19 protein-coding genes and 1 riboswitch are annotated in these 20819 nt (G+C 71.9%); of the genes, 10 read left to right on the top strand and 9 right to left on the bottom strand.

The features are described from left to right. Nucleotides 1–4 precede the first annotated feature (4 nt). The 4 genes from pknB to thiO form a co-directional block, all read right to left on the bottom strand. The gene (gene pknB, locus A3Q37_RS28805) at nucleotides 5–1939 is read right to left on the bottom strand and encodes a Stk1 family PASTA domain-containing Ser/Thr kinase (RefSeq protein ID WP_065488846.1); all 1935 of its coding nucleotides are present in this window, start codon (nucleotides 1937–1939) and stop codon (nucleotides 5–7) included. A gap of 153 nt (nucleotides 1940–2092) precedes the next feature. Further along, nucleotides 2093–2887: a thiazole synthase gene (locus tag A3Q37_RS28800; protein ID WP_065488844.1), complete on the bottom strand. Its 795-nt coding sequence runs from the start codon at nucleotides 2885–2887 to the stop codon at nucleotides 2093–2095. A 2-nt stretch (nucleotides 2888–2889) separates the two neighbouring features. After that, nucleotides 2890–3102, bottom strand: coding sequence for a sulfur carrier protein ThiS (gene thiS / locus A3Q37_RS28795; protein WP_065488842.1), 213 nt, complete (start codon nucleotides 3100–3102; stop codon nucleotides 2890–2892). After that, nucleotides 3099–4307, bottom strand: coding sequence for a glycine oxidase ThiO (thiO, locus tag A3Q37_RS28790; protein ID WP_065488840.1), 1209 nt, complete (start codon nucleotides 4305–4307; stop codon nucleotides 3099–3101). The genes thiS and thiO overlap by 4 nt, the downstream gene beginning before the upstream one ends. Next, a riboswitch (TPP riboswitch) is annotated at nucleotides 4304–4417 on the bottom strand. It overlaps the preceding gene by 4 nt. 52 nt (nucleotides 4418–4469) lie before the next feature. On the opposite strand from thiO, the gene A3Q37_RS28785 reads away from it, so the two are divergent. The 6 genes from A3Q37_RS28785 (at nucleotide 4470) to A3Q37_RS28760 (ending at nucleotide 9376) form a co-directional block, all read left to right on the top strand. Continuing rightward, nucleotides 4470–4811 carry a hypothetical protein gene (locus A3Q37_RS28785; RefSeq protein ID WP_065488838.1) on the top strand — a complete coding sequence of 114 codons (342 nt, stop codon included), beginning with the start codon at nucleotides 4470–4472 and terminating at the stop codon, nucleotides 4809–4811. 140 nt (nucleotides 4812–4951) lie between these two features. Beyond that, on the top strand, nucleotides 4952–6127 hold the full coding sequence (locus A3Q37_RS28780) for an NAD(P)/FAD-dependent oxidoreductase (RefSeq protein ID WP_255311976.1): 1176 nt from the start codon (nucleotides 4952–4954) through the stop codon (nucleotides 6125–6127). Between the two features lie 71 nt (nucleotides 6128–6198). Continuing rightward, on the top strand, nucleotides 6199–6564 hold the full coding sequence (locus tag A3Q37_RS28775; protein WP_065488835.1) for an Rv2175c family DNA-binding protein: 366 nt from the start codon (nucleotides 6199–6201) through the stop codon (nucleotides 6562–6564). A gap of 104 nt (nucleotides 6565–6668) precedes the next feature. Then, nucleotides 6669–7328, top strand: a complete 660-nt coding sequence (gene thiE / locus A3Q37_RS28770; RefSeq protein ID WP_065488834.1) for a thiamine phosphate synthase — start codon at nucleotides 6669–6671, stop codon at nucleotides 7326–7328. Nucleotides 7329–7476: 148 nt separating this feature from the next. Then, nucleotides 7477–8394: a methylenetetrahydrofolate reductase [NAD(P)H] gene (metF, locus tag A3Q37_RS28765; RefSeq protein ID WP_065488833.1), complete on the top strand. Its 918-nt coding sequence runs from the start codon at nucleotides 7477–7479 to the stop codon at nucleotides 8392–8394. A gap of 49 nt (nucleotides 8395–8443) precedes the next feature. Further along, nucleotides 8444–9376 (top strand): US12 family protein, encoded by a 933-nt coding sequence (locus tag A3Q37_RS28760; protein ID WP_065488831.1) that lies wholly within the window; start codon nucleotides 8444–8446, stop codon nucleotides 9374–9376. Nucleotides 9377–9416: 40 nt separating this feature from the next. On the opposite strand, the gene A3Q37_RS28755 is transcribed toward A3Q37_RS28760, so the two are convergent. The 5 genes from A3Q37_RS28755 to A3Q37_RS28735 all read right to left on the bottom strand — a co-directional run bounded on the left by A3Q37_RS28755 (nucleotide 9417) and on the right by A3Q37_RS28735 (nucleotide 15522). Then, nucleotides 9417–10931, bottom strand: coding sequence for an NAD(P)/FAD-dependent oxidoreductase (locus A3Q37_RS28755; protein WP_176711530.1), 1515 nt, complete (start codon nucleotides 10929–10931; stop codon nucleotides 9417–9419). Between the two features lie 31 nt (nucleotides 10932–10962). After that, nucleotides 10963–11580, bottom strand: a complete 618-nt coding sequence (locus tag A3Q37_RS28750) for a DUF4126 domain-containing protein (protein ID WP_065488825.1) — start codon at nucleotides 11578–11580, stop codon at nucleotides 10963–10965. A gap of 375 nt (nucleotides 11581–11955) precedes the next feature. Next, nucleotides 11956–12567 carry a TetR/AcrR family transcriptional regulator gene (locus A3Q37_RS28745; protein ID WP_065488824.1) on the bottom strand — a complete coding sequence of 204 codons (612 nt, stop codon included), beginning with the start codon at nucleotides 12565–12567 and terminating at the stop codon, nucleotides 11956–11958. Nucleotides 12568–12620: 53 nt separating this feature from the next. Beyond that, nucleotides 12621–14708: a YhgE/Pip domain-containing protein gene (locus A3Q37_RS28740; RefSeq protein WP_065488823.1), complete on the bottom strand. Its 2088-nt coding sequence runs from the start codon at nucleotides 14706–14708 to the stop codon at nucleotides 12621–12623. Then, nucleotides 14680–15522, bottom strand: a complete 843-nt coding sequence (locus A3Q37_RS28735) for an ATP-binding cassette domain-containing protein (RefSeq protein WP_065488822.1) — start codon at nucleotides 15520–15522, stop codon at nucleotides 14680–14682. The genes A3Q37_RS28740 and A3Q37_RS28735 overlap by 29 nt, the downstream gene beginning before the upstream one ends. A gap of 519 nt (nucleotides 15523–16041) precedes the next feature. On the opposite strand from A3Q37_RS28735, the gene A3Q37_RS28730 reads away from it, so the two are divergent. Genes A3Q37_RS28730 through A3Q37_RS28715 form a run of 4 tightly spaced genes read left to right on the top strand, consistent with a single transcriptional unit; the run spans nucleotide 16042 to nucleotide 20733 of the window. Beyond that, the gene (locus A3Q37_RS28730) at nucleotides 16042–16698 is read left to right on the top strand and encodes a TnsA-like heteromeric transposase endonuclease subunit (protein ID WP_369691474.1); all 657 of its coding nucleotides are present in this window, start codon (nucleotides 16042–16044) and stop codon (nucleotides 16696–16698) included. Next, the gene (locus A3Q37_RS28725) at nucleotides 16695–18755 is read left to right on the top strand and encodes a Mu transposase C-terminal domain-containing protein (protein WP_065488818.1); all 2061 of its coding nucleotides are present in this window, start codon (nucleotides 16695–16697) and stop codon (nucleotides 18753–18755) included. Before A3Q37_RS28730 ends, A3Q37_RS28725 begins: the two co-directional genes overlap by 4 nt. Beyond that, a complete protein-coding gene (locus A3Q37_RS28720) occupies nucleotides 18752–19762 on the top strand; it encodes a TniB family NTP-binding protein (protein ID WP_079138028.1) in 1011 nt (336 codons plus the stop codon). The genes A3Q37_RS28725 and A3Q37_RS28720 overlap by 4 nt, the downstream gene beginning before the upstream one ends. Next, complete coding sequence (locus tag A3Q37_RS28715; protein ID WP_107471604.1) at nucleotides 19759–20733, top strand: TniQ family protein; 975 nt, start codon at nucleotides 19759–19761, stop codon at nucleotides 20731–20733. Before A3Q37_RS28720 ends, A3Q37_RS28715 begins: the two co-directional genes overlap by 4 nt. Nucleotides 20734–20819: the final 86 nt, after the last annotated feature.

Below are 20819 nucleotides of genomic sequence, written 5' to 3'. Positions count from 1 at the left end.
TGTTCTACAACCCCCTGGTCCTGATGGTGATCGTGGAGCCCTCGGGGGCCTGTTCGCCGCCGTCCACGGACTGGCTCGCGATCTTGTCGCTGAAGGAGAGGAACGGCCGGTCGACCTTCACCTCGAAGCCCGCCTCCTCCAGGGTGCTCCGCGCCTCGTCGACGTCCCGGCCGGTGACGTCGGGGACGTCCAGCATGCGGGGGCCCTTGGAGACGGTCAGCTGGACCGTGTCGCCCTCGGCGGCCTCGGTGCCCCCGCCGGGGGACTGCTCGGCCACATCGCCCTCGGCCTCGGGGGAGTGGATCCGGCCGGGCAGCACCTCGGCCTTCAGCCCCTCGGCCGCCAGCTCGGCGGTGGCGTCCTCGGCGGAGAGCCCGGTGACGTCCGGGACGTCGATCGGGGCGCCCTTGCTGACGACGAGCGCCACGGCCGTGTCCGGATTGCGGTCGGCGCCGGCGCGGGGATCCGTGCGGATCACCTCGCCCCGGGCCACGTCCTCGCTGAACTCCCTGGTCACCATGCCCGGGACCAGGCCCACCTTCTTCAGGGAGCGCCGGGCGTCCGCGAGGGAGGAGCCCGCCACATCGGGCACCCGCACGATCTCCGGGCCCCGCGAGACGACGAGCTGCACCGAGCCGTTGCCCCGGATCCGGTCGCCGGAGGCGGGCTTGCTGCTGACGACCTCGCCCCGCTCGACCGTGTCGCTGAAGACCCGGTCCACGCCCTTCAGCCCGAGCCCGGCGTCCGCGAGCCGCTTCTCGGCGGTCTGCTGGGTCTGCCCGAGCAGCGAGGGGACCTGGGTGAACTGGCCGGAGTTGATGTACCAGACGCCCGTGCCGATCCCCAGGGTCAGCAGGACGGCGGTGAGCACGATGATCAGCCTGCGGTGCGGTCCGCCGAACGGGCCGCGTCGGCCGGCCGGGCGCCGGGGCGCGGTGTCGGGTCCCGTCGGCGGCATCGCCAGGCGGCTGGTGCGGTTCACCCCGGCCCCGTCGCCGTCCTCCGGAAGGGCCCGGGGGATCACGCTCGTACGGTCGTCCGCGCCGTCGTGGGAGTCCGACAGCGCCTGCGGCGGTACGGCGTCCAGCTCGGCGTCGGTCAGCCCGGCGCGGGCCTCACGGGTCTCGGCCAGCAGCAGCACCGCGTCGTGCGGGCGCACCTCGGGGTTGCGGGCGGTCGCGCTCGCCACCAGGGAGTCCAGCGCGACCGGCAGCCCCGGCACCACGGCGGACGGGGCCGGGACGTCGGCGTTGAGGTGCTGGTAGATGACCTGGGCGGCGTTCTCGCCGGTGTGCGGCTTGGCGCCGGTGAGCATCTCGTACAGCACGACCCCGCAGGCGTACACATCGCTGCGGGTGTCGGCGGTGCCGTGCTCGATCTGCTCGGGGGCCAGATACGACACCGTGCCCAGCAGCGAGCCGGTGGTGTCGGTGGCCGTGCCGACCGCCCTGACCAGGCCGAAGTCGGCGACCTTCACCCGGCCGTCGTCCCCTATCAGGACGTTCTCCGGCTTCATGTCGCGGTGCACGAACCCGGCCCGGTGCGCGGCGCCGAGCGCGGCGAGGACCGGCTCCAGGATGTCCAGCGCGGCCCGGGGCTGGAGGGCCCCGCGCTCGCGCAGCACGTCACGCAGGGTGCAGCCCGCCACATACTCCATCGCGAGATAGACGTACGCGCCCTCGGCGCCCTGGTCGAAGACCGCGACGACGTTGGGGTGCGCCAGGCGGGCCACCGACTTGGCCTCCCGGATGAAGCGCTCGACGAACGAGACGTCGGTGGCGAGCGCGGGGTGCATCACCTTGAGGGCGAGCACCCGGTCCAGGCGGGTGTCCACGGCCCGGTAGACCGTGGCCATCCCGCCGACGGCGATGCGCGCCTCAATCCGATAGCGGCCGTCGAGCAGCTGCCCGACGAGCGGGTCCTGGAGGGTCGTGTCCACCCCGAGAGTCTACGAGCCGCCACCGACACCCCGGACGGGCCGGGGCATTCCCGGGGCCGTTCCCTTACCGACCTGTGACAAGGAGGTTTTCAGCCCCTCCGGCGATTGAGGAGCGGGGGCCCGGGGGCAGCGCCCCCGATCACGTACGGCGGCTCAGAACGCCGGCCGCTCCGGATCCAGCACCGCCCGCCCACCCACCGGCGACGAAGCCTCCGCGAAGTGCCGGCGCGGAATCCGGCCCGCCCGGTACGCGAGCCGCCCGCCCTCCACCGCATGACGCATCGCCCCCGCCATCAGCTCCGGCTCCTGGGCCCGCGTCACCGCCGAGGCGAGCATCACGGCGGCGCACCCCAGCTCCATCGCCTGCGCCGCGTCCGAGGCCGTCCCGGCCCCCGCGTCGAGGATCACCGGCACCCCCGCCCGCTCCACGATCAGCTCGAAGTTGTGCGGGTTGCGGATGCCGAGCCCGGAGCCGATGGGGGAGCCGAGCGGCATGATCGCCGCGCACCCCACGTCCTCCAGCTTCCGGGCGAGCACCGGGTCGTCGTTGGTGTACGGCAGCACCACGAACCCGTCGTCGACCAGGATCTCCGCCGCGTCCAGCAGCTCGATCGGGTCCGGCAGCAGGGTCCGCTCGTCGGCCACCACCTCCAGCTTCACCCAGTCCGTGCCCAGCGCCTCCCGGGCCAGCCGGGCGGTCAGCACGGCCTCGCCCGCGGTGAAGCAGCCCGCGGTGTTCGGCAGGACCTGGATGGAGAGCCGCTCCAGCACCGAGAGCACCGAACCCTGCACGGTCGGGTCGAGCCGGCGCATCGCGACCGTGGTCAGCTCGGTGCCCGACGCGATCAGCGACCGCTCCAGCACCTCCAGGCTCGGCGCCCCGCCGGTGCCCATGATCAGCCGGGATCCGAACGTGGCGGGGCCCAGCGTGAAGACGTCGTCCGACATGGTCAGCCTCCCTGTACGGCCGTCAGGACCTCGATGCGGTCGCCCTCGCCGAGCGTCGTGGCGGCCCACTGGCCGCGCGGGACGACGCTCTCGTTGACGGCGGCGGCGACCCCGGAGGGCGCGGCGGTCAGGGTGGCGACGAGCCGGTCCAGCGCGGTGCCCGCGTCGAGCGTGCGCGGCTCCCCGTTGACCGAGACGGATACCTGTGGGCTCATACGGACTGCTCCTGGAGTACGGGGGTGGCGACGGCGGACGTGAACCGGCCCGGCGCGAACGGGCGGGCCGCCTCGGGCAGCTCGCCGGAGGTCAGGGCCTCGGCCAGCGCGTCCCCGGTGACGGGCGTCAGCAGAACGCCGTTGCGGTGGTGACCGGTGGCGAGGAGGAGACCGGGCAGGGCGGTCGGGCCGAGCAGCGGGGCGTTGTCGGGCGACGCGGGACGCAGCCCCGCCCGGGTCTCGGTCAGCGGCAGCTCGGTGATGCCCGGCACCAGCTCGTGGGCGTCGCGCAGCAGCTCGTACACCCCGCCGGCGGTGACCGTGGTGTCCCAGCCCATCTCCTCGCTGGTCGCGCCGACGACCAGCTCGCCGTTCTCGCGCGGTACGAGGTAGAGGTGGCCGCCCCGGACCACGGCACGCACGGTGCGGCTGAGGAAGGGGGCGTACGCCGGGGGCACGGTGAGCCGGAGGACCTGGCCCTTGACCGGGCGGACCGGCGGCACGAGCTCCGGCGGGAGCCCCGCGAGCCGGCCGCTGAGGCTGCCCGCGGCGAGCACGACCTGATCGGCCGCGAACTCCGTGCCGTCGCCGAGCAGCGCCCCGGCCGCCCGGCCCCCGTCGACGGTGAGCCGCTCGGCGGTCGTCCGGCGGAACGCGACCCCGGCCCGCTCGCACGCGGTCAGCAGCGCCGAGGCGAGGCGGCGCGGATCCACCTGGTGGTCGCCGTCGACCCGCAGGCCGCCCCGGACACCCGGGGCCAGCATCGGTTCCAGCCGCCGGCACTCACGGCCGCTCAGCCAGACCGACTCCAGGCCCGAACGCTCCTGGAGGGCGTGCAGTTCACGCAGATGCGCCCGGTCGTCGGAGTCCAGTGCGACGGCGAGCGTCCCGCAGGTCCGGAAGCCGGTGTCCCGGCCGCTCGCCTCCTCCAGCTCCTCGACGAACGCCGGATAACGGGCGGCGGAGGCGAGGTTGAGCCCGAGCAGCATCTGCTCGCCGTAGTGCAGTTCGGTGACGGCGGCCAGCATGCCCGCCGCGACCTGTGCGGCTCCGCCGCCCGGTGCGGGATCGGCCACGGTGACGGTCAGCCCGCGCTGCGCGGCCCGCCACGCGGTGACCAGGCCGATGATGCCGCCCCCGATGACGAGGACGTCGGATCCGGCGGTCCTCCTTGCGGCTCCTGAGGTGTTCCCCGAGGCGCACATGGGTGTCCAACCCCTCCCTTCGCCGGCATGACCCGGATCAGGTTCGTACGGTCGGAGGCCGTCCAGCCTCCCTCTCAGCCCGGTGCGTCCGGGCTCCCGCGAGTGTTCTACGTTGGCCACCCTAAACCCACCCGCCTTTCGCCCAGTAGGGGAGCAGCCACCATGGCCCGTTCGCTCGACGGACTCGTCCTCGCGCCCGTCGCCGACCAGGCCCCGGGCCAGGTCGGCACCCGTACCCGCTTCACGTACCACGAGGAGAACGGCCGGATCTGGGCCGAGTACACGGGCGGTGACGTGGTCCGCGGCCATCTCGTCGGCACCCGGGACGGGGACGCGCTGGACTTCCGCTACGTCCAGCTCAAGCAGGACGGAACGACCTCTTCCGGACACTGCCGCTCCACCGTCGTCGATCTCCCGGACGGCCGCGTGCGGTTGGAGGAGCGGTGGCGGTGGGAGTCCCAGGAGGGCAGCGGGACGAGCGTGGTGGAGGAAGTGGCCTCCTGACGGTCTCCTGGCGGCCGGTTGACGGACAGTGTCCTGGCGGCCGTCTTCCTGACGTTTCATCAGATGATTAAGGTGGGCGGGTGAGCGAGCAGCAGACGGAGAAGAGTCCCGCCCGGAACGTCGTGGTCGTCGGCGCGGGCATGGCGGGCGTGCAGAGCGCCGTCGCCCTGCGCGAGGCGGGTTTCACCGGTCCCGTCACCCTGATCGGCGCCGAGCCCCACCAGCCCTACGACCGCCCGCCGCTGTCCAAGGCCGTGCTGCTGGGCAAGGCCGAGGACTCCGCCTTCGACGTCGACTTCGAGGCACTGGACATCACCCTGCGCCTCGGCCTGGACGTCACCGCCCTGCGCGCCGCCGACCATGTGCTGGACACCGCCGAGGGCCCCGTCCCCTACGACTCCCTCATCCTCGCGACCGGCGCGGAGCCCCTCACCCTCCCCGGCACCGAGGGCGTGCCCGGCGTCCATCTGCTGCGCACCCTCGACGACGCCGCCCGGCTGCGGCCCGTCCTGGACCGGCAGCACGACGTGGTCGTCGTCGGGGCGGGCTGGATCGGTGCGGAGTTCGCCACCGCCGCCCGCGCCGCGGGTTGTGCCGTCACCGTCGTCGAGGCCGCGGCCCGCCCCCTCGCGGGCACCCTGCCTTCCGAGGTGGCCGCCCCGATGGCCGCCTGGTACGCGGAGAGCGGCGCCGAACTCCTCACCGGGGCCCGGGTCGAGCGCGTCGAGGAGGGGGCCGTGATCCTCGCGGACGGCCGGACCCTGCCCGCCGGGGCCGTGGTCGTCGGCATCGGCGCGCGCCCCGCCACCGGCTGGCTGGCGGGCTCCGGGATCGCGCTCGGCCCGGACGGCTCGGTCACCGCCGACAGCGCCCTGCGCACCTCGCTGCCCGATGTGTACGCGGTCGGCGACTGCGCCTCCTTCCCCTCCGCCCGCTACGGGACCCGCCTGCTGGTCCACCACTGGGACAACGCCCTCCAGGGCCCGCGCACCGCGGCCGCCGCGATCCTGGCGGCGGAGAGCGGCGAACCGCTCCCGGTCTACGACCCCGTCCCGTACTTCTGGTCCGAGCAGTTCGGCCGCTTCGTGCAGTACGCCGGCCACCACGCCGACGCCGACACCCTGCTGTGGCGCGGCGACCCGGCGGACGCGGCCTGGTCGGTGTGCTGGCTGCGCGAGGGCGCGCTCGTCGCCGTGCTCGCCGTGGGCCGCCCGCGCGATCTGGCCCAGGGCCGCAGGCTCATCGAGTCGGGGGCCGTCCTCGCCCCGGAGAAGGCCGCCGACCCCGCCGTACCGCTGAAGTCCGCCGCCCTCTGACCCGCCCCCGACACCCCCCGTACGGTCGGCCCGGCTACCGACTGTCAGTCCCAGGTGGCAGGCTTGTCCCTGTGACCGAGATTGACGCAAAGACCGATGCTCTCGTCCCTGCCTGGCTCCACCTTCCCGACATCGCCGAGATGCTCGATGTCGAGGTGACGCGCGTACGCCAGCTGGTCAAGGAGGGCCAGCTCATCGCCGTACGCCGTGGTGAGAACCGGACGCTCCAGGTGCCCGCCGCCTTCATCGACGGCAGCAAGGTGGTCAAGGGCCTCTCCGGCACCCTGACCCTCCTGAAGGACGACGGCTTCTCCGAGGAAGAGATGCTGGAGTGGCTCTTCACTCCCGACCCGACCCTGCCCGGCACCCCCGCGCAGGCGCTGAGCGAGAATCGCGGGACGGAGGTGAAGCGCCGCGCCCAGGCGCTCGCCGTCTGACCCATACGACAGGAAGCGGTGCACGGGCCGTCCGACACGGCCCGTGCACCGGCACGACCACGGGGGAGTCCACTCCGCCGTGACGACCACGGGGGAGTTCCACGATGTCCACGCCGTCCGCACCTCGCGAGCAGCTGTCCGACGCCCGGCTCTACCTGTGCACGGACGCCCGCAAGCGGCAGGGCGACCTCCCCGCCTTCCTGGACGCCGTGCTCACCTCCGGCGTCGACATCGTCCAGCTCCGGGACAAGGGCATGGAGGCCGCCGAGGAGCTGGAACACCTCGCGGTCTTCGCCGACGCCTGCCGCCGGCACGGCAAGCTCCTCGCCGTGAACGACCGCGCCGACGTCGCCCACGCCATCGGCGCCGACGTCCTCCACCTCGGCCAGGGCGACCTGCCCGTCCCCGCCGCCCGCGCGATCATCGGCGACGGCCGGCTGATCGGCCGCTCCACCCACGCCGAGGCCGAGGTCGACGCCGCCGTCGCCCAGGACGGCGTCGACTACTTCTGCACCGGCCCCTGCTGGCCCACCCCCACCAAGCCCGGCCGCCACGCCCCGGGACTCGGCCTCGTGCGCTACGCCGCCTCGCTCGGCAGCCGGCGCCCCTGGTTCGCGATCGGCGGGATCGACGCGGGCAATCTGGACCAGGTGCTGGACGCCGGGGCCCGCCGCGTCGTCGTCGTCCGGGCCATCACCGAGGCCGACGACCCGGCGGCCGCCACCGCCGAACTGGCCCGCCGCGTCCGGGAACACACGGTCTGAACTCCCGGCGTACGGACAGCGGACATCCAGGGCCTCTCGCCGGGGAAAGTCCGAGGAATGTCCGAGGGGTGGACAACAGTCCGGCAAAATCAGACAAAGTCTCCCGCTCTGGTTGGGTGAGTGTCCACCCCCTGGTTAACCTCCCCTTATGGCCCTTGGAACACCTTCGACCAGGACGGATCACGCGCGTACCGTGCGTGACCTGCTGGCGACCGGTAAAACGTCGTACTCCTTCGAGTTCTGGGCGCCCAAGACGGAAAAGGGTGAGCGCAACCTCTGGAACGCGCTGCGCCGGGTGGAGGCGGTCCGGCCGAGCTTCGTCTCCGTGACGTACGGCGCCGGAGGTTCCACCCGCGCCGGGACGGTCAAGGCCACCCAGGAGATCGCGGCGGACTCCACGCTGACCCCCGTCGCCCACCTCACCGCGGTCAACCACTCGATCGCCGAACTGCGCAACATGGTCGGCCAGTACGCCGACGCGGGCATCAGGAACATCCTCGCCGTCCGCGGCGACCCGCCGGGCGACCCGATGGGCCCGTGGGTGGAGCACCCGCAGGGCGTGAAGTACGCCGCCGACCTCGTCCGCCTCATCAAGGAATCGGGCGACTTCTGCGTCGGCGTCGCGGCATTTCCCGAAATGCACCCCCGGTCCACCGACTGGGAGACGGACATCGGTCATTTCGTCGACAAGTGCCGGGCGGGCGCGGATTACGCGATCACCCAGATGTTCTTCCGCCCGGAGGACTATCTCCGTATGCGTGACCGCGTCGTCGCTGCGGGTTGCGAAACACCGGTGATCCCCGAGGTCATGCCGCTCACCAGCGTGAAGCAATTGGAAAAGTTCTCCCAGCTCAGCAACGCGACCGTGCCCGCGTCGTTGAAAGAGCGCATCCTCGCCGCCAAGGACGATCCCGCCGCTGTACGCTCCATTGGCATCGAGTTCGCAACGGAGTTCTGCGCGAAGCTGCTGTCCGAGGGTGTGCCCGGGCTGCACTTCATCACGCTCAACAACTCGACGGCTACGCTCGAAATCTACGAGAAACTCGGACTGCACAAGCAGTCGTGACCGGTCGTACCCGCCCCCGAAGCGGTGACGGCCGAAGGAGGGGGCGGGCGTGGGCTGGACGGTCCTCTACATCGCATTCGGTCTGGTGGCACTGTGGCTGCTCGGCGAGGTGCTGCTGCAATACAAGGCACGACTGCGCTGGCGGCTGCTCGCCTTCGCCGGCTTCCTCGGTGTGGTGGTCGGGGTGCTGCTGGCCTCCGTCCCGGTCATCGTCGTCGGGACGCTCGCCTTCGCCACCGGCCAGACCTTTGTCACGCTGTCCTTCCGGCGCGGCTTCTCCACCGGCTGGGCCATAGGCGGCAACCCGGGGGAGAGCCGCCGGCGCAAGGGCGGCGGTGAGGGCGCGGCGACGAAGGAACCCACGCTGGAGGTCTCGGACCTGGAGGTCTCGGAGCCGGACGCCCCCGCCGGGTACGACGCGCCCCCGGCCGCCCCGCCCGCACCGTCCCTCTACGCGACGGAGCCGCTCCCCGACGACACCGGCCAGTACGGCGTGTACGGGGACACCGGCTACGACACGAACGGACACACCCACCAGGACCAGGGCCACGACGCGGACCCCTCGGCCCAGCCGCAGTACGCCGCGTACGACCCGTACACCGGCTACGGGCAGCAGCCGGCCCAGGACCCCTACGCCGGAACGTACGACTACGGCACCGGCGAGCAGAGCTACGCGGCCTACTCCGACCCGTACATCGGCACCACCAACCAAGCCCCCTCCTACGGCGGTTACGACACCTACGGCAACGGCTACGACAGCCAGGGCGGGCAGCAGAGCTACGCCGACCCCTACGCCCAGAGCTACGGCGCGGACCCGTACGCCTCGGGGGCGTACGCCACGGACACCCCGCCCGGCGGCGTCTGGGTCCCGCAGCAGCGCGACGCCGAGCAGTACCCCCCGATGCCACCGGAGCAGCCCACCGGACCCCCCTCGTACGGCAACGGCTACGACACCGGCCAGAACGAGCAGTACCGCTACTGAGCGCACGGCTGCCGGGGCGAGGCCCCGGCGGCCGTGCTCCTCAGCGCGAGCCGCGGAAGTCGTCGCCCTCCACCACGAGCCCGGCCACCAGCGTCCCCGACATCCCGGCGTGCGGGAGCCCGCCGCCCGGATGCGCCCAGCCGCCCGCGAGATACAGCCCAGGCAGCCGGGTGAGATTGCCCGGGTGCAGATACGCGCCGCCCGCCCCGGCCAGCGCGGGCGGCGGCACCGCCCCGCCCTCGGCCCCCGTCTCCGCCTCGGTCTCCGCCGGCGTACGGATCTCCGTGTGCAGGATCCGCTCCCGCAGCCCGGGCACGGCCGCGCCCGCCCGCTCCACCAGGACGTCGGCGAACCGCCGCCGCACCTCCGCGTCCCGCCAGTCCACCGGACCCTGCGGAGCCACCGTCGCGGTGAGCGTCACCGCCTCGTGCTCCGCGTCCGGCCGGGTCGCAGGATCGTCGGGGCGCAGCACCGTCACCGTGGGATGCCCGGCGATCCGGCCCGCGAACACCGCTTCCTGCTCCGCCGCCCCCTGTGCGCTGTGTACGACGGTCCGGTGCACCGCGTCCGCGTCCCGGGCGCCGCGCAGCGACAGCAGCACCGTGAACCGGCCCGCCGCGCCCGCGCCCGAACCCGCCCGGACCGGCACATCGCCCGCGCCCCCCACCTGCTGACCCGGCACCAGGCCCGGGCGCGGCCGGACCCCGAGCACCACCCGGTCGGCCTCGGCGACCTCGCCGCCCGCCAGCTCCACGCCCGCCGCCCGGCCGTCCTTCTCGACGACCCGGACCACCTCGGCCCCGAACACGAACTCCACCCGGCGGGCCACGCACCGCTCGTACACCGCCCGGGCCAGCTCCCGCATCCCGCCCATCACATACCAGCTGCCGAAGGTCTGCTCCATGTACGGCAACAGCGCGGCGCTCGCGGGGGCGGTGCGCGGGTCGAGGCCGTGGGCGAGCGCGTATCCGTCGAGCAGGGCGGCCAGCCGCGGGTCCGCCAGCTCCCACGCGCCGATCTCCGCGACCGTGGCCGCCTGCCGGGCCGGGCGCAGCAGCCGCCGCTGCCGCACCGCCGGATACGGATCGCGCCCCAGCACCTGGTGATCCGCGCGCAGCGGCTCCTCCAGCAGCGGCCGCCGGGAGCGGTCCCAGGCGTCCCGGGCCCGGTCCATGAAGTCGCTCCAGCGCTCCCCGGAACCCGCGCCCAGCGCCGCGTCCAGGGCGGCGGCCACCCCGGCCCGGGAGGCGTTCGGCAGGGACACCGCCGTGCCGTCCGCGAAGAGATGGCGGCTCGCCGGATCGACCTGGGTCAGCGTCACGCACTGCTCCAGGGACTCCTTGCCGGTCTTCACGAAGAGGTCCCGCTGGACGGCGGGCAGATGCAGCAGCCCGGGCCCGGTGTCGAAGACGAAGCCCTCGTGCTCATGGCGGCCGACCGAGCCGCCGTAGCTCGCGGACCGCTCGTAGACCGTCACCTTCTCGCCCGCGACGGCGAGCCGCGCGGCCGCCGCCATGGCGCCCGTCCCGGCGCCGATCACCGCAATTCGTGCCATGCCGGTGACTTTATCGACCACCACTGACAGTTCAGCCGGGAGGCAGGGGCCCACTTGCCCCGGCCAGCCGTTTCTCCTCGCGCCGCTGGGCCCGGCGGCGCAGGAAGCGGCGGATCCGGGAGGTCAGGAAGACCACCAGCACGATCCCGAGGAGCAGCAGCACCCCGGCGATCACGGCCGCCGCCACCGGGTTGAATATGGCGAACGTGACGACCCCGGCGACGCCGAGGTCCTCCACGATGCTCATCCCGATGTTGCTGAAGGGCTCCGGGGAGGTGTTGACCGCCATCCTCGTCCCGGCCTTCACCAGATGGCTCATCAGCGCCGTCGACCCGCCGATCGCCCCGGCCGCCAGCTCCGGCAGCGAACCGCTCTCCCCGGCGAGCAGGGCCGCGATCACCGCGCCCGCCACCGGGCGGATCACCGTGTGGGCGGTGTCCCAGACGGAGTCCACGTACGGGATCTTGTCGGCCACCACCTCACAGAGGAAGAGCACACCGGCCACGATCAGGACGTCGGTGCGCTGGAGCGCGGCGGGCACCTCGTCGGAGACGCCGGTCGCGCCGAACAGGCCGAGCAGCAGGACCACCGCGTACGCGTTGATCCCGCTCGCCCAGCCGCTGGTGAACACGAGAGGGATGACAGACACGCAGGTGATCGTAACGACCCCGCCCGGCGGCCGGGTGGGGTTCGCAGCGGTGCCCTGAGTATCCGTACCTAGGCGCACAGATGAGTACCTGCGCGGATAGGCCCCCACCTGCGCGGACGGCAGAGTGATGACCACGGAAGGGGCGCTGCGCCGGGACCGCCGGCACGGGGCGGCGGAACGGCGCGGTACCCCCGACGCAACGGGGGTGCGCGACGGAGCCCGGGGACCACGGGGGACATACGGGGTCACGGGGAACGGGTTTCCGACAAGCACGGAAGACGCCGGTCCGATGAGGTTCGCGGGGGATGCGAACCTCATCGGCCGGCGTCTTCGGCTTTCCCGGTGGCCTCCCGGTGCCTTCCCGGGCGTGCGGCCTCAGTGCCCGCTGACCCGCCCGTGCAGCAGCAGGGACAGCGCCGAGTGCACCTCGTCGATCGACCGCTCCGGCTGGAACGCCTGCCAGTCCAGCGCCGCCACCAGCACCATCCCGACCAGCGCGGCGGCCGTCAGCGGGATGTCGATCTCCTCGCTCAGCTCACCGCTGCGCACCGCGTCGCGCAGCACGCCCTCGACGACCGCCACGGCCTCCTGACGCACCACCAGCAGCGTGGACTGCCAGGCGCGGTTGGTGCGCCAGAGCTCGGCCACGTACAGCTGGGTGAAGGCCGGGTAGCGCTCGATGAAGGCGAGCCCGGCCCGGATCATCGAGTCCAGCGCCTCGACCCGGGTGCCGCCCCGCTCCTCGGACTCCTCGGCGGCGGCCCGCAGCGAGGCGGTGAGCAGTCCCACGCCGTGCCGGAGCAGCTCCTCGAACAGCTCGGTCTTGCTCTTGAAGTTGTAATAGACCGTGCCCTTGGCGACCCCGGCCCGCTCGGCGATCTCGTCGACGGTGGTCGCCGAGAAGCCCTTCTCGGCGATGAGCGTCACCGCCGCCTCGTAGAGCTTCTGCCGGGTGGCCTGGCGGCGCGTGGTGCCACTGCTTTCCATGGGGCCGATTCTTCCAGGCCCGGGCCCACCCGGGGACGCCACCGCGGGCGCGCTCACAGGCTCAGCTCCGGGTGCAGCCGGCTCAGGCTCCACACCTGCTTGCGGCGGGCGGTGAACGCGGTCAGGGCGAGCGCGCCGACGGTGAAGGCCGCCAGCACCGCGCAGCCCAGCCAGACCGGGGTGAGCGGACCGCCCGTGATCAGCCTGCGCAGCCCCTCGACGACGTACGTCATGGGGAGGTACGGGTGGATCGCGCCGAAGAACCCGGGGCTCGTCTGGACGGGGTACGTGCCCCCGGCCGAGGTCAGCTGGAGCATCAGCACCACCAGCACCAGGATCCGCCCCGCCGCGCCGAAGCAGGCGTTCAGCCACTGCACGATCGCCGCGAAGCAGCAGGTCACCAGGGCCAGGAAGCCGATCGTTCCGGCGGCGTGGGCCATCTGGAGGCCGAGGCCCCAGTGCAGGACGGCCATCAGGGCGCCGACCTGGGCCGTGCCGATGGCGGCGACCGGGAGCCAGCCGGCGAACGCGATCCGCCACGAGGAGGCCCCGGCGGCGAGCGCCCGCCGGTTGAGCGGCTGGATCAGCATGTACGCCACCATCGCGCCGACCCACAGGGACAGCGGGATGAAGTACGGGGCGAAGCCGGTGCCGTAGTTGGGGGCCTCGTGCAGCGACTGGGAGGCCAGTTGCACGGGGTCGGCCATGACGTCGGTCCGCGCGTCGCGGTCCTTCTTGTCGTAGTCCGGGATCTTGGCCACGCCGTCGTTGAGGCCCTGGGCCAGCTCGGCCGAGCCGTCGCCGAGCCGGAACAGCCCGCCGTCCAGGTTCTCCGCGCCGGTCTTCAGCTTGCCGACGCCGGTGTCCAGGCTGCCGGCGCCGGTCTGCGCGGTGCCGAGGCCCGTGTGCAGCGCCTGCGCGCCCTTGGCGACCTTCTTGGCGCCGGTGTTGAGCTCGTTGACCTTGGCCACGGCGGATGCCAGGTCGTCGTCCAGCGTCGGCGCGCGCTCGGCGAGGGCCTCGGCCTGCTTCTGGAAGGCGGTCAGCTGGGCGCTCAGCTTCTTCAGATCGCCGTTCTGGTTGGCGACCAGGGCGTTCACATCGGCGGCGATCTTCGCGGCGTCCTCGGCGGTGACCTTGGCGCGCTCCAGCGGCGGGCAGACCGTGGCGTCGGGCTCCTCGGCCTCCTCGCACTGGGTCCGGTGGATCTCGGCCAGGTCGTCGGCGGCCTTCCGGGCGCGGGACGCCGCGGTGGGCGCGGTCTTCACCAGTACGTCGAGGTTGTGCCGTACGGCCGCGGAGGTGTCGGCGACCAGCCGGGCGGTGTCCTGGATGGACTTCCCGTTGTCCTTGAAGAACGGGCGCAGGTCACCGGCGATCCCGTTGACCTTGTCGGCCAGGAGCTGGGTGCCTCCGGCGACCTGGCTGGAGCCCGTCGCGAGGTCCTTGGAGCCCTTGTTCAGCTTCACGATCCCGTCGGAGAGCTTCTTGCTGCCCGCCTTGGAGTCCTTGAGGCCGTCCGCGAGGTCCTTGGAGCCCTGCTTCGCCTTCGAGATACCGCCCTTGAGGTCGTCGGCGCCCTTGGCCGCCTCGGCGGTCTTGTCGTGCAGATCGGAGAAGTTGATGAAGATGCGGTCCAGGAACCCCCGGGAGGCGTTCGTGGAGGCGGCGTTGCGCACCTCGCCGAAGACCGTCTTCGAGATCTGCCCGACGATGTAGTTGTTGGCGTCGTTCGTCCGCACCTGGAGCGCGCCGGTCTCGGGGGAGTCCCCGCCGCTGGACGCGATCTTCTTGCTGAAGTCCGACGGCATCGTCAGCGAGAGGTAGTACGTGCCCTCCTCGACGCCCTTCTCGGCCTCGGCGGAGCTGACCTCGTGCCAGGCGAAGACCTTGGAGTCGAGCAGCTTCTCGCTGATCTCGTCCCCGGCGGTGATCCGCTTGCCGTCGCTGGTGGCCCCCTTGTCGTTGTTGACGAGGGCGACGGGCAGCTTGTCGAGCTTCCCGTACGGGTCCCAGAACGAGCACAGGTACAGGGCGCCGTAGAGCAGCGGCAGGAGCAGCAGGGCGACGAGCGCGGCGGCGGGCAGCTTCCCCCGGCCGAACCGCTTCAGCTCAAGCGCGGCCAGTTTCGGCGAACGCATCGGCCGTCTCCTCTTCGGTGGTGGGTTCCTGGGTGGCGTCTTCGGCGGCTTCCTCGGACGCGGACTTCCCGGTGGCCGGTTCCTCGGCGGCCGGTTCTTCCGCGGCGGTCCTCCCGGCGGCCGGTGCGGTGCGTACGACCCGGGCGTTCGCGGGGGACTCGCTGCACACGGCGAGCACCGTCGTCCCGGCGTCGGCCACGGAGCGCAGCAGCTCCCAGGCCTGAGCGCGTTCGGCGTCCGACAGCTTGAGGTCGGTGTCGTCGACGGCCAGCAGCCGCGGCTTGCCGATCAGCGCCAGCGCGACGGACAGCCGCAGCGCCTCCAGACGCTCCAGGTCGCGTACGGAGGTGCGCCCCGACTTCGGCAGCGTGGCGGGGTCGAGCCCCGCGGCCTCCAGGGCCTCGTCCACCCGGGCCTCGGCGGCGGCCCGGCGCTCGGCACGCGGGCGCAGCAGGGCGCGCAGGGGCGAGCCGTAACGGCCCTGGAGGAGGGCGCGTTCGCCCAGGTGCTCGGCGACGGTGAACGCGGGGTCCAGCTCGCTGACGCCCGGCACCGGACCCAGGGCGGCGATCCGGCGGACGGCGGCGGCCTGCTTCGGCAGACGCAGCCCGCCGGTCTCCGCATGGCCCTCGGTGGCGCGCATCCGGCCGGTCAGAGCGAGCAGCAGACAGGTGCGGCCCGATCCCGACGGTCCCTCGATGGCCACCAGTTCCCCCGGCTCGGCACTGAACGTCACGTTCCGGAAGACCCGGCCGCGCGGTCCTTCCAGTCCGAAGTCCTCGGCGCTGACAGCCGCGCCGTGCGGGCTCTCCACAGAGACCCTCCCCTATTTGAACTGACCAGTCAGTGCAAAAAGGTAGTCCGAACTCGCGCTCGAAGCAAAATGGCATGTCGGTTCGCATGTGATGTGGCGAAATCTCACGAGAGTTGGCAAACGGGTGGCGAGTTCTCATCTGAACTGGCAAGCCTGAACGCGTGAGCAAGCGAATGCGAAGTGTGACGGGCGGCGCTCCGGCGAGGGTCAGGGGCTTCGAGGTGAGCTATTTGGGGGGTGACGGAGTGGAGCGTCGGGAGCCGTTGGCCGTGGCCGCGCAGGTGCGGTTCGAAGACGGCCGCCCTGTCCGCGAGTTCCCCTCGTNTGTCGGTTCGCATGTGATGTGGCGAAATCTCACGAGAGTTGGCAAACGGGTGGCGAGTTCTCATCTGAACTGGCAAGCCTGAACGCGTGAGCAAGCGAATGCGAAGTGTGACGGGCGGCGCTCCGGCGAGGGTCAGGGGCTTCGAGGTGAGCTATTTGGGGGGTGACGGAGTGGAGCGTCGGGAGCCGTTGGCCGTGGCCGCGCAGGTGCGGTTCGAAGACGGCCGCCCTGTCCGCGAGTTCCCCTCGTTCCGTGGTCAGCGGAACTATTCGGGCCTGTACTGGTCGGTTACGGCAGGGACTCATGTCGGCTACGAGTCGTGGCTTGAGCGCGATCACCTGATGGCGCTGGACTTCGACCCGCAGGTGTCGGCGGTGGCCTCACAGCCGTTGTGGCTGTTCTGGGAGAACGCTGAGGGCAAGTCGGTGTCGCACGCGCCGGACTACTTCGTTCGCCGCGCGGACAGTTCGGTGTTGCTGGTGGACTCCCGTCCCCTGGAGCGTCGTCCCGCCCGGGACCTGGAGAAGTTCGCGGCGACAGAACGAGCCTGCGCGGAGGCCGGGTGGGCGTACGCCCTGTGGGGCGAGCTGGACCCGGTGGAGGTCCTGAATCTGCGGTGGCTGGCCGGCTACCGGCATCCGCGCTGTTTCAACGCCGAAGTTGCCGGACGGCTCCGGGAGTTCTTCGCTGTTCCGGGTCCGCTGATGGCGGGCGCCGAGAGCGCGGGTGACCCGATCGCCGTCCTGCCGGTGCTCTTCCACCTGATGTGGCGCCAGGAACTGGTCTGCGACATGTCGGTGTTGCTGGGAGATCGCACCGTGGTGCGGCTTGCCGGGGAAGGTGAGCGATGAGGGCCCGCCCGTTGCTGCACGTCGGGGACCGGGTGGTCTTCGGTGGCCTGGAGCACACGGTGGTGGCCGTCGCCGGGACGACGGTGCGGCTGCTGTCCGCCGCCGGGGAACCGTCCGCGGTGCTGATGTCCTATCTGTTCGCTGCCCCGGACTTCGAGGTGATCGGCTCGGTGCCGGTGGCGCCGCTTACCTCTCAGGGCCTGTTGGAGGGACTGCCGAAGGAGGTCGCTGAGGCCGCGTGCCGGTGGGAACGCCACCTGGTGGAGGTTGAGACCGGGCTTGCCCCGGATGCGCCTGCTGGGACGGCCCCGCGACCGGAGTACGACCCGGCGTCCCGGTCGCTGGCCGAGCGGGAGACCGCGAAGGCGGCCGAACTGCGGGCGGCCGGGGTGCGAGCGGAGCGGCGGACGGTTCAGCGGATGCGCCGACGTTACCGGGAGGAAGGGCTGTGGGGTCTGGTTGACCGGCGGTATGCGGCCCGGCCGAAGCCGACCGGGAACGTGGATTCCCGCGTGGTCGCGGCCACCGTCGCGGCGATCGAGGCCCAGACCGACACGTCCACGGGCACCAAGGCCCGGATGCTGCGGCAGGTCGAGCGGTTCGTGGCCGAGGAGCACGGGCCAGAGGTCACGATGCCGTCGCGGGCGACGTTCTACCGGCTGGTCGATGCGCTTTCGGCGGGCCGGCACACCTTCGGTTCCGCGCTCACCCGGCGGTCGATGGCCAACCGCCCGTCCGGGGTGTTCTCCGCGACGGTGGCCGCCCGGCCGGGTGAGCAGGTGCAGATCGACACCACCCCGCTGGACGTGATGGCCGTCATGGACGACGGCGTTCTGGGCCGCACGGAGCTGACGATCGCGGTCGACATCGCCACACGGACGATCTGCGCGGCGGTGCTCCACCCGGCGGGGGCGAAGGCGGTGGACGCCGCGCTGATGCTGGCCCGCATCGTCGTCCCGGAGCCGGTACGGCCGGACTGGGACGAGTCGTTGCGGATGTCCGCGTCCCGGATTCCGCACGCCCGCCTGGTCGACATCGACACCCGGCTTCAGCTGACGGCCGCGAAGCCGGTGATCGTGCCGGACACGATCGTGATCGACCGGGGCCGCGTCTACCTCTCCGAGACGTTCTTGCGCGCCTGCCGCACGCTCGGCATTTCGGTGCAGCCCTGCCACCCTCGCTCGCCCGCCGAGAAGGGCGTGGTGGAGCGGACATTTTCCTCGGTCAACACGCTCTTCTGCCAGCATCTGGCGGGCTACACCGGCCGGGATGCCACCCGCCGCGGCAGCGACGTCGAGAGCCGGGCGGCCTGGCCGGTCGCGGACCTCCAGGATCTGTTGGACGAGTGGATCGTGGCCGGTTGGCAGACGCGCCCGCACGAGGGTCTGCGGCACCCGCTCACCCCGGGCCGGCCGCTCTCGCCGAACGAGGCGTACGCGGCGATGGTCGCGGCGGCCGGATACGTGCCGGTCACGCCCACGGGTGAGGACTACGTGGAGATGCTGCCCGCTCTGCGGCGGCGCATCAACGACTACGGCGTCCAGATCGACTACCGCACCTACAACAGCCCGCAGCTCGCGCCCTACCGGCGCCGTGGCTCCGGAGCCCACGACAACGCCTGGGAAGTCCACTACGACCCCTACGACCTGACCCGGGTCTGGGTCCGTGACCACCACAAGGGCGGGTGGATCACCTGCGAGTGGACCCAGCTGCCGCTGATCCGGCAGCCGTTCGCCGACTTCACCTGGCGCTATGCCCGCAAGATCGCGGCGACCAGGGGCGTCGATGCCACCAACGAATCCTCGGTGGCTGTGGTGCTGGCGGGCATCCTCAAGCGCGCCGAGGACGGGCCGGGGCCCGACCGACGGGCCACCGCCAAGGCCCGCGCCGCCACCGCGATGCCCCGCAGACTGCCACCCGCACTCCAATCGGTGCCCGTCATCGAGGAACTGGACGACGAGGACGAGGCGACCACAGGTGCCTCCGAGGAGGCTGCCGTTGGTGAGGTCGTGCCCTTCGGCCTGTTCGACCCCTTCGCCGAGGGGGAGGACCAGTGACCCACGAGAGCGAGGGAATGCCGCCGCTGGCGAGCCTGGACGGCTGGCGGACGTTCATGTCTCAGAACCTGCCCGAGCCGCCGGCGTTGCTGCCCGAGGCGGCATGGCAGGGACTCGACCGCGTCGAGCGGGCTGTCTATGACCAGGCCCGCACCGGCTACCACGATGAACTGCTGCTGGTCAGCACCCCGGCGATCCGCAGGATCACCACAACGGGGATGAAGCTGATCGCCCGCAACGGGCGTCGGCAGACCGGCCGAAAGGGCCTGATCGTGTCCGGGCCGTCCGGCACCGGCAAGACCACCTCGGTCTCCCAGCTCGGCAAACGGCACCAACTCGCCGTCGACCGCCGATCCCCCGTCGATATCAGCGGTGAACAGGTCCCGGTTGTCTACATTGTCACCCCGCCCGCAGTGAAGCCCCGCGATCTGGTGGTCGAGCTGGCCGCGTTTCTCGGCCTGCCCTACGCCTACCGGGAGAGCCCGCAGGCGATCACCCACAATGTGATCTCCGTGCTGCACAAGGTCGGCTGCCGACTGATCGTCGTGGACGAGATCCATAACCTGGATCTGACCACCCGCAACGGCCAGGACGCTTCCGACCAGCTGAAATACCTCTTCGAGCAGATCCAGGCGACGTTCGTCTACGCCGGGGTGAACGTCAGCGAGAACGGCCTGTTCTCCGGCTTGCGGGGCCGCCAGCTCGCCGGACGCTTCATCACCCTGCACACCGGGGCCTTCGACCACGACACCACGCAGCAGCGCGAGGACTGGGAACGGGTCGTGGCCACCATGGAAAGCACCCTGCGGCTGCACCGCCACACCACAGGCACACTCCGCAAGCAGGCCGCCTACCTGCACCGCCGGACCGGCGGCATGATCGGCAGCCTTGACCAGCTGATCTACGAGGCCGCGAACGACGCCATCGCCGACGGCACCGAGAAGATCACCAAACGCCACCTCGAAGCCGTCGTCCTCGACACCGCCGCCGAGGAGAGCCGCCGATGAAGCGATGGGAACGGCCTGTTCGCCCGCTGCCCCTGCGAGCCCGGCCCATGAAGAACGAGACCGTGGTGTCCTTCGTCGCCCGGCTCGCCGCCGCGAACGACTTCCCCGCCTCGCTCCTGTTCCGGACCATCGGGGACTGCGTCCCCGGCAAGCACGTCCTCGACCGCGACGCGCGCATGAACACCGCCGCGCTGGACCGCCTGGTCGTGCTCTCCCGCACCCCCGCCGAGCACCTGCGCCGGGCCCTGCCCACCCTGCACGCCCCGCCTCAGTACCTGCCCCTGGCCACGGACCGGCCGGTGATCCGCTTCTTCCGCGGCGAGCCGCACCCACTCCGGGCCTGCCGCGTCTGCACTCTTCAGCACGGCCCGGCCACCGCGGTCGCCTGGGAGTACCGCAGCCTGAACCGCTTCGTTTGTCTGGCCCACCATCGCTGGATCGGCGAGGGCCCACACCTGGACCTGCGGTCCGCTCCGGAGATCGTCGCAGCCCAGGTCCAATACGCCCAGCTCGCCGCCCGCATCGGCTACACCGCGACCAGCAAGGCCCTCACCACCTCGTGGCAAATGACCTTCCGCTGGTTGAAGGAGAAGCGCCACCCCGCCCTGATCTCCCGCTGGACCACACGGGCCGCCACGCTCGGCGCCGATCACCGACTCCCCGGTGCCGTCCGCTTCCCCGAGATCGTGCAGCTGATGGAAGTCACCGGCGACCCCGACTGGCGTCGCCACGTCGCGATGGTCGAGCAACGCGACCTGAAGAACTTCTACCGCCACACCGCCCGCCGACTCGGGATCGAACCTGACGCCTTCACCACCAACAACGGGCGGGCGGACCCCCTCCGCGAATGGGTCCGCATCCTGCGGCACCGCTTCGCCACCACGCGCGACGAGCTATGGCGAGGCCACTACCGACAACCCAGCTGGCGAGCCCAGCCGAGTCCCTTCCCCGAAAGTTGCCACTTCGAATGAGAAAGCCAACCCGTGAATGTCTCACCACAACTGGCGAACCCCAGCTCACAGGACCGACACCTCGCCAGATCAAACGAGAACCGACA

It is taken from the genome of Streptomyces sp. PTY087I2, from assembly GCF_001687325.1.
Classification (GTDB): Bacteria; Actinomycetota; Actinomycetes; order Streptomycetales; family Streptomycetaceae; genus Streptomyces.
Note: the sequence above shows the minus strand (reverse complement) of the source record. Positions and strands in the feature narration are given on the sequence as shown.

Coding starts and splice junctions, on each gene's coding strand:
- thiO (WP_065488840.1), bottom strand. CDS start 4,307: ATGTGCGCCTCGGGGAACACCTCAGGAGCCGCAAGGAGGACCGCCGGA.
- A3Q37_RS28800 (WP_065488844.1), bottom strand. CDS start 2,887: ATGTCGGACGACGTCTTCACGCTGGGCCCCGCCACGTTCGGATCCCGG.
- A3Q37_RS28755 (WP_176711530.1), bottom strand. CDS start 10,931: ATGGCACGAATTGCGGTGATCGGCGCCGGGACGGGCGCCATGGCGGCG.
- metF (WP_065488833.1), top strand. CDS start 7,477: ATGGCCCTTGGAACACCTTCGACCAGGACGGATCACGCGCGTACCGTG.
- A3Q37_RS28785 (WP_065488838.1), top strand. CDS start 4,470: ATGGCCCGTTCGCTCGACGGACTCGTCCTCGCGCCCGTCGCCGACCAG.
- A3Q37_RS28780 (WP_255311976.1), top strand. CDS start 4,952: ATGGCGGGCGTGCAGAGCGCCGTCGCCCTGCGCGAGGCGGGTTTCACC.
- thiS (WP_065488842.1), bottom strand. CDS start 3,102: ATGAGCCCACAGGTATCCGTCTCGGTCAACGGGGAGCCGCGCACGCTC.
- A3Q37_RS28740 (WP_065488823.1), bottom strand. CDS start 14,708: ATGCGTTCGCCGAAACTGGCCGCGCTTGAGCTGAAGCGGTTCGGCCGG.
- A3Q37_RS28725 (WP_065488818.1), top strand. CDS start 16,695: ATGAGGGCCCGCCCGTTGCTGCACGTCGGGGACCGGGTGGTCTTCGGT.
- A3Q37_RS28715 (WP_107471604.1), top strand. CDS start 19,759: ATGAAGCGATGGGAACGGCCTGTTCGCCCGCTGCCCCTGCGAGCCCGG.
- thiE (WP_065488834.1), top strand. CDS start 6,669: ATGTCCACGCCGTCCGCACCTCGCGAGCAGCTGTCCGACGCCCGGCTC.
- A3Q37_RS28745 (WP_065488824.1), bottom strand. CDS start 12,567: ATGGAAAGCAGTGGCACCACGCGCCGCCAGGCCACCCGGCAGAAGCTC.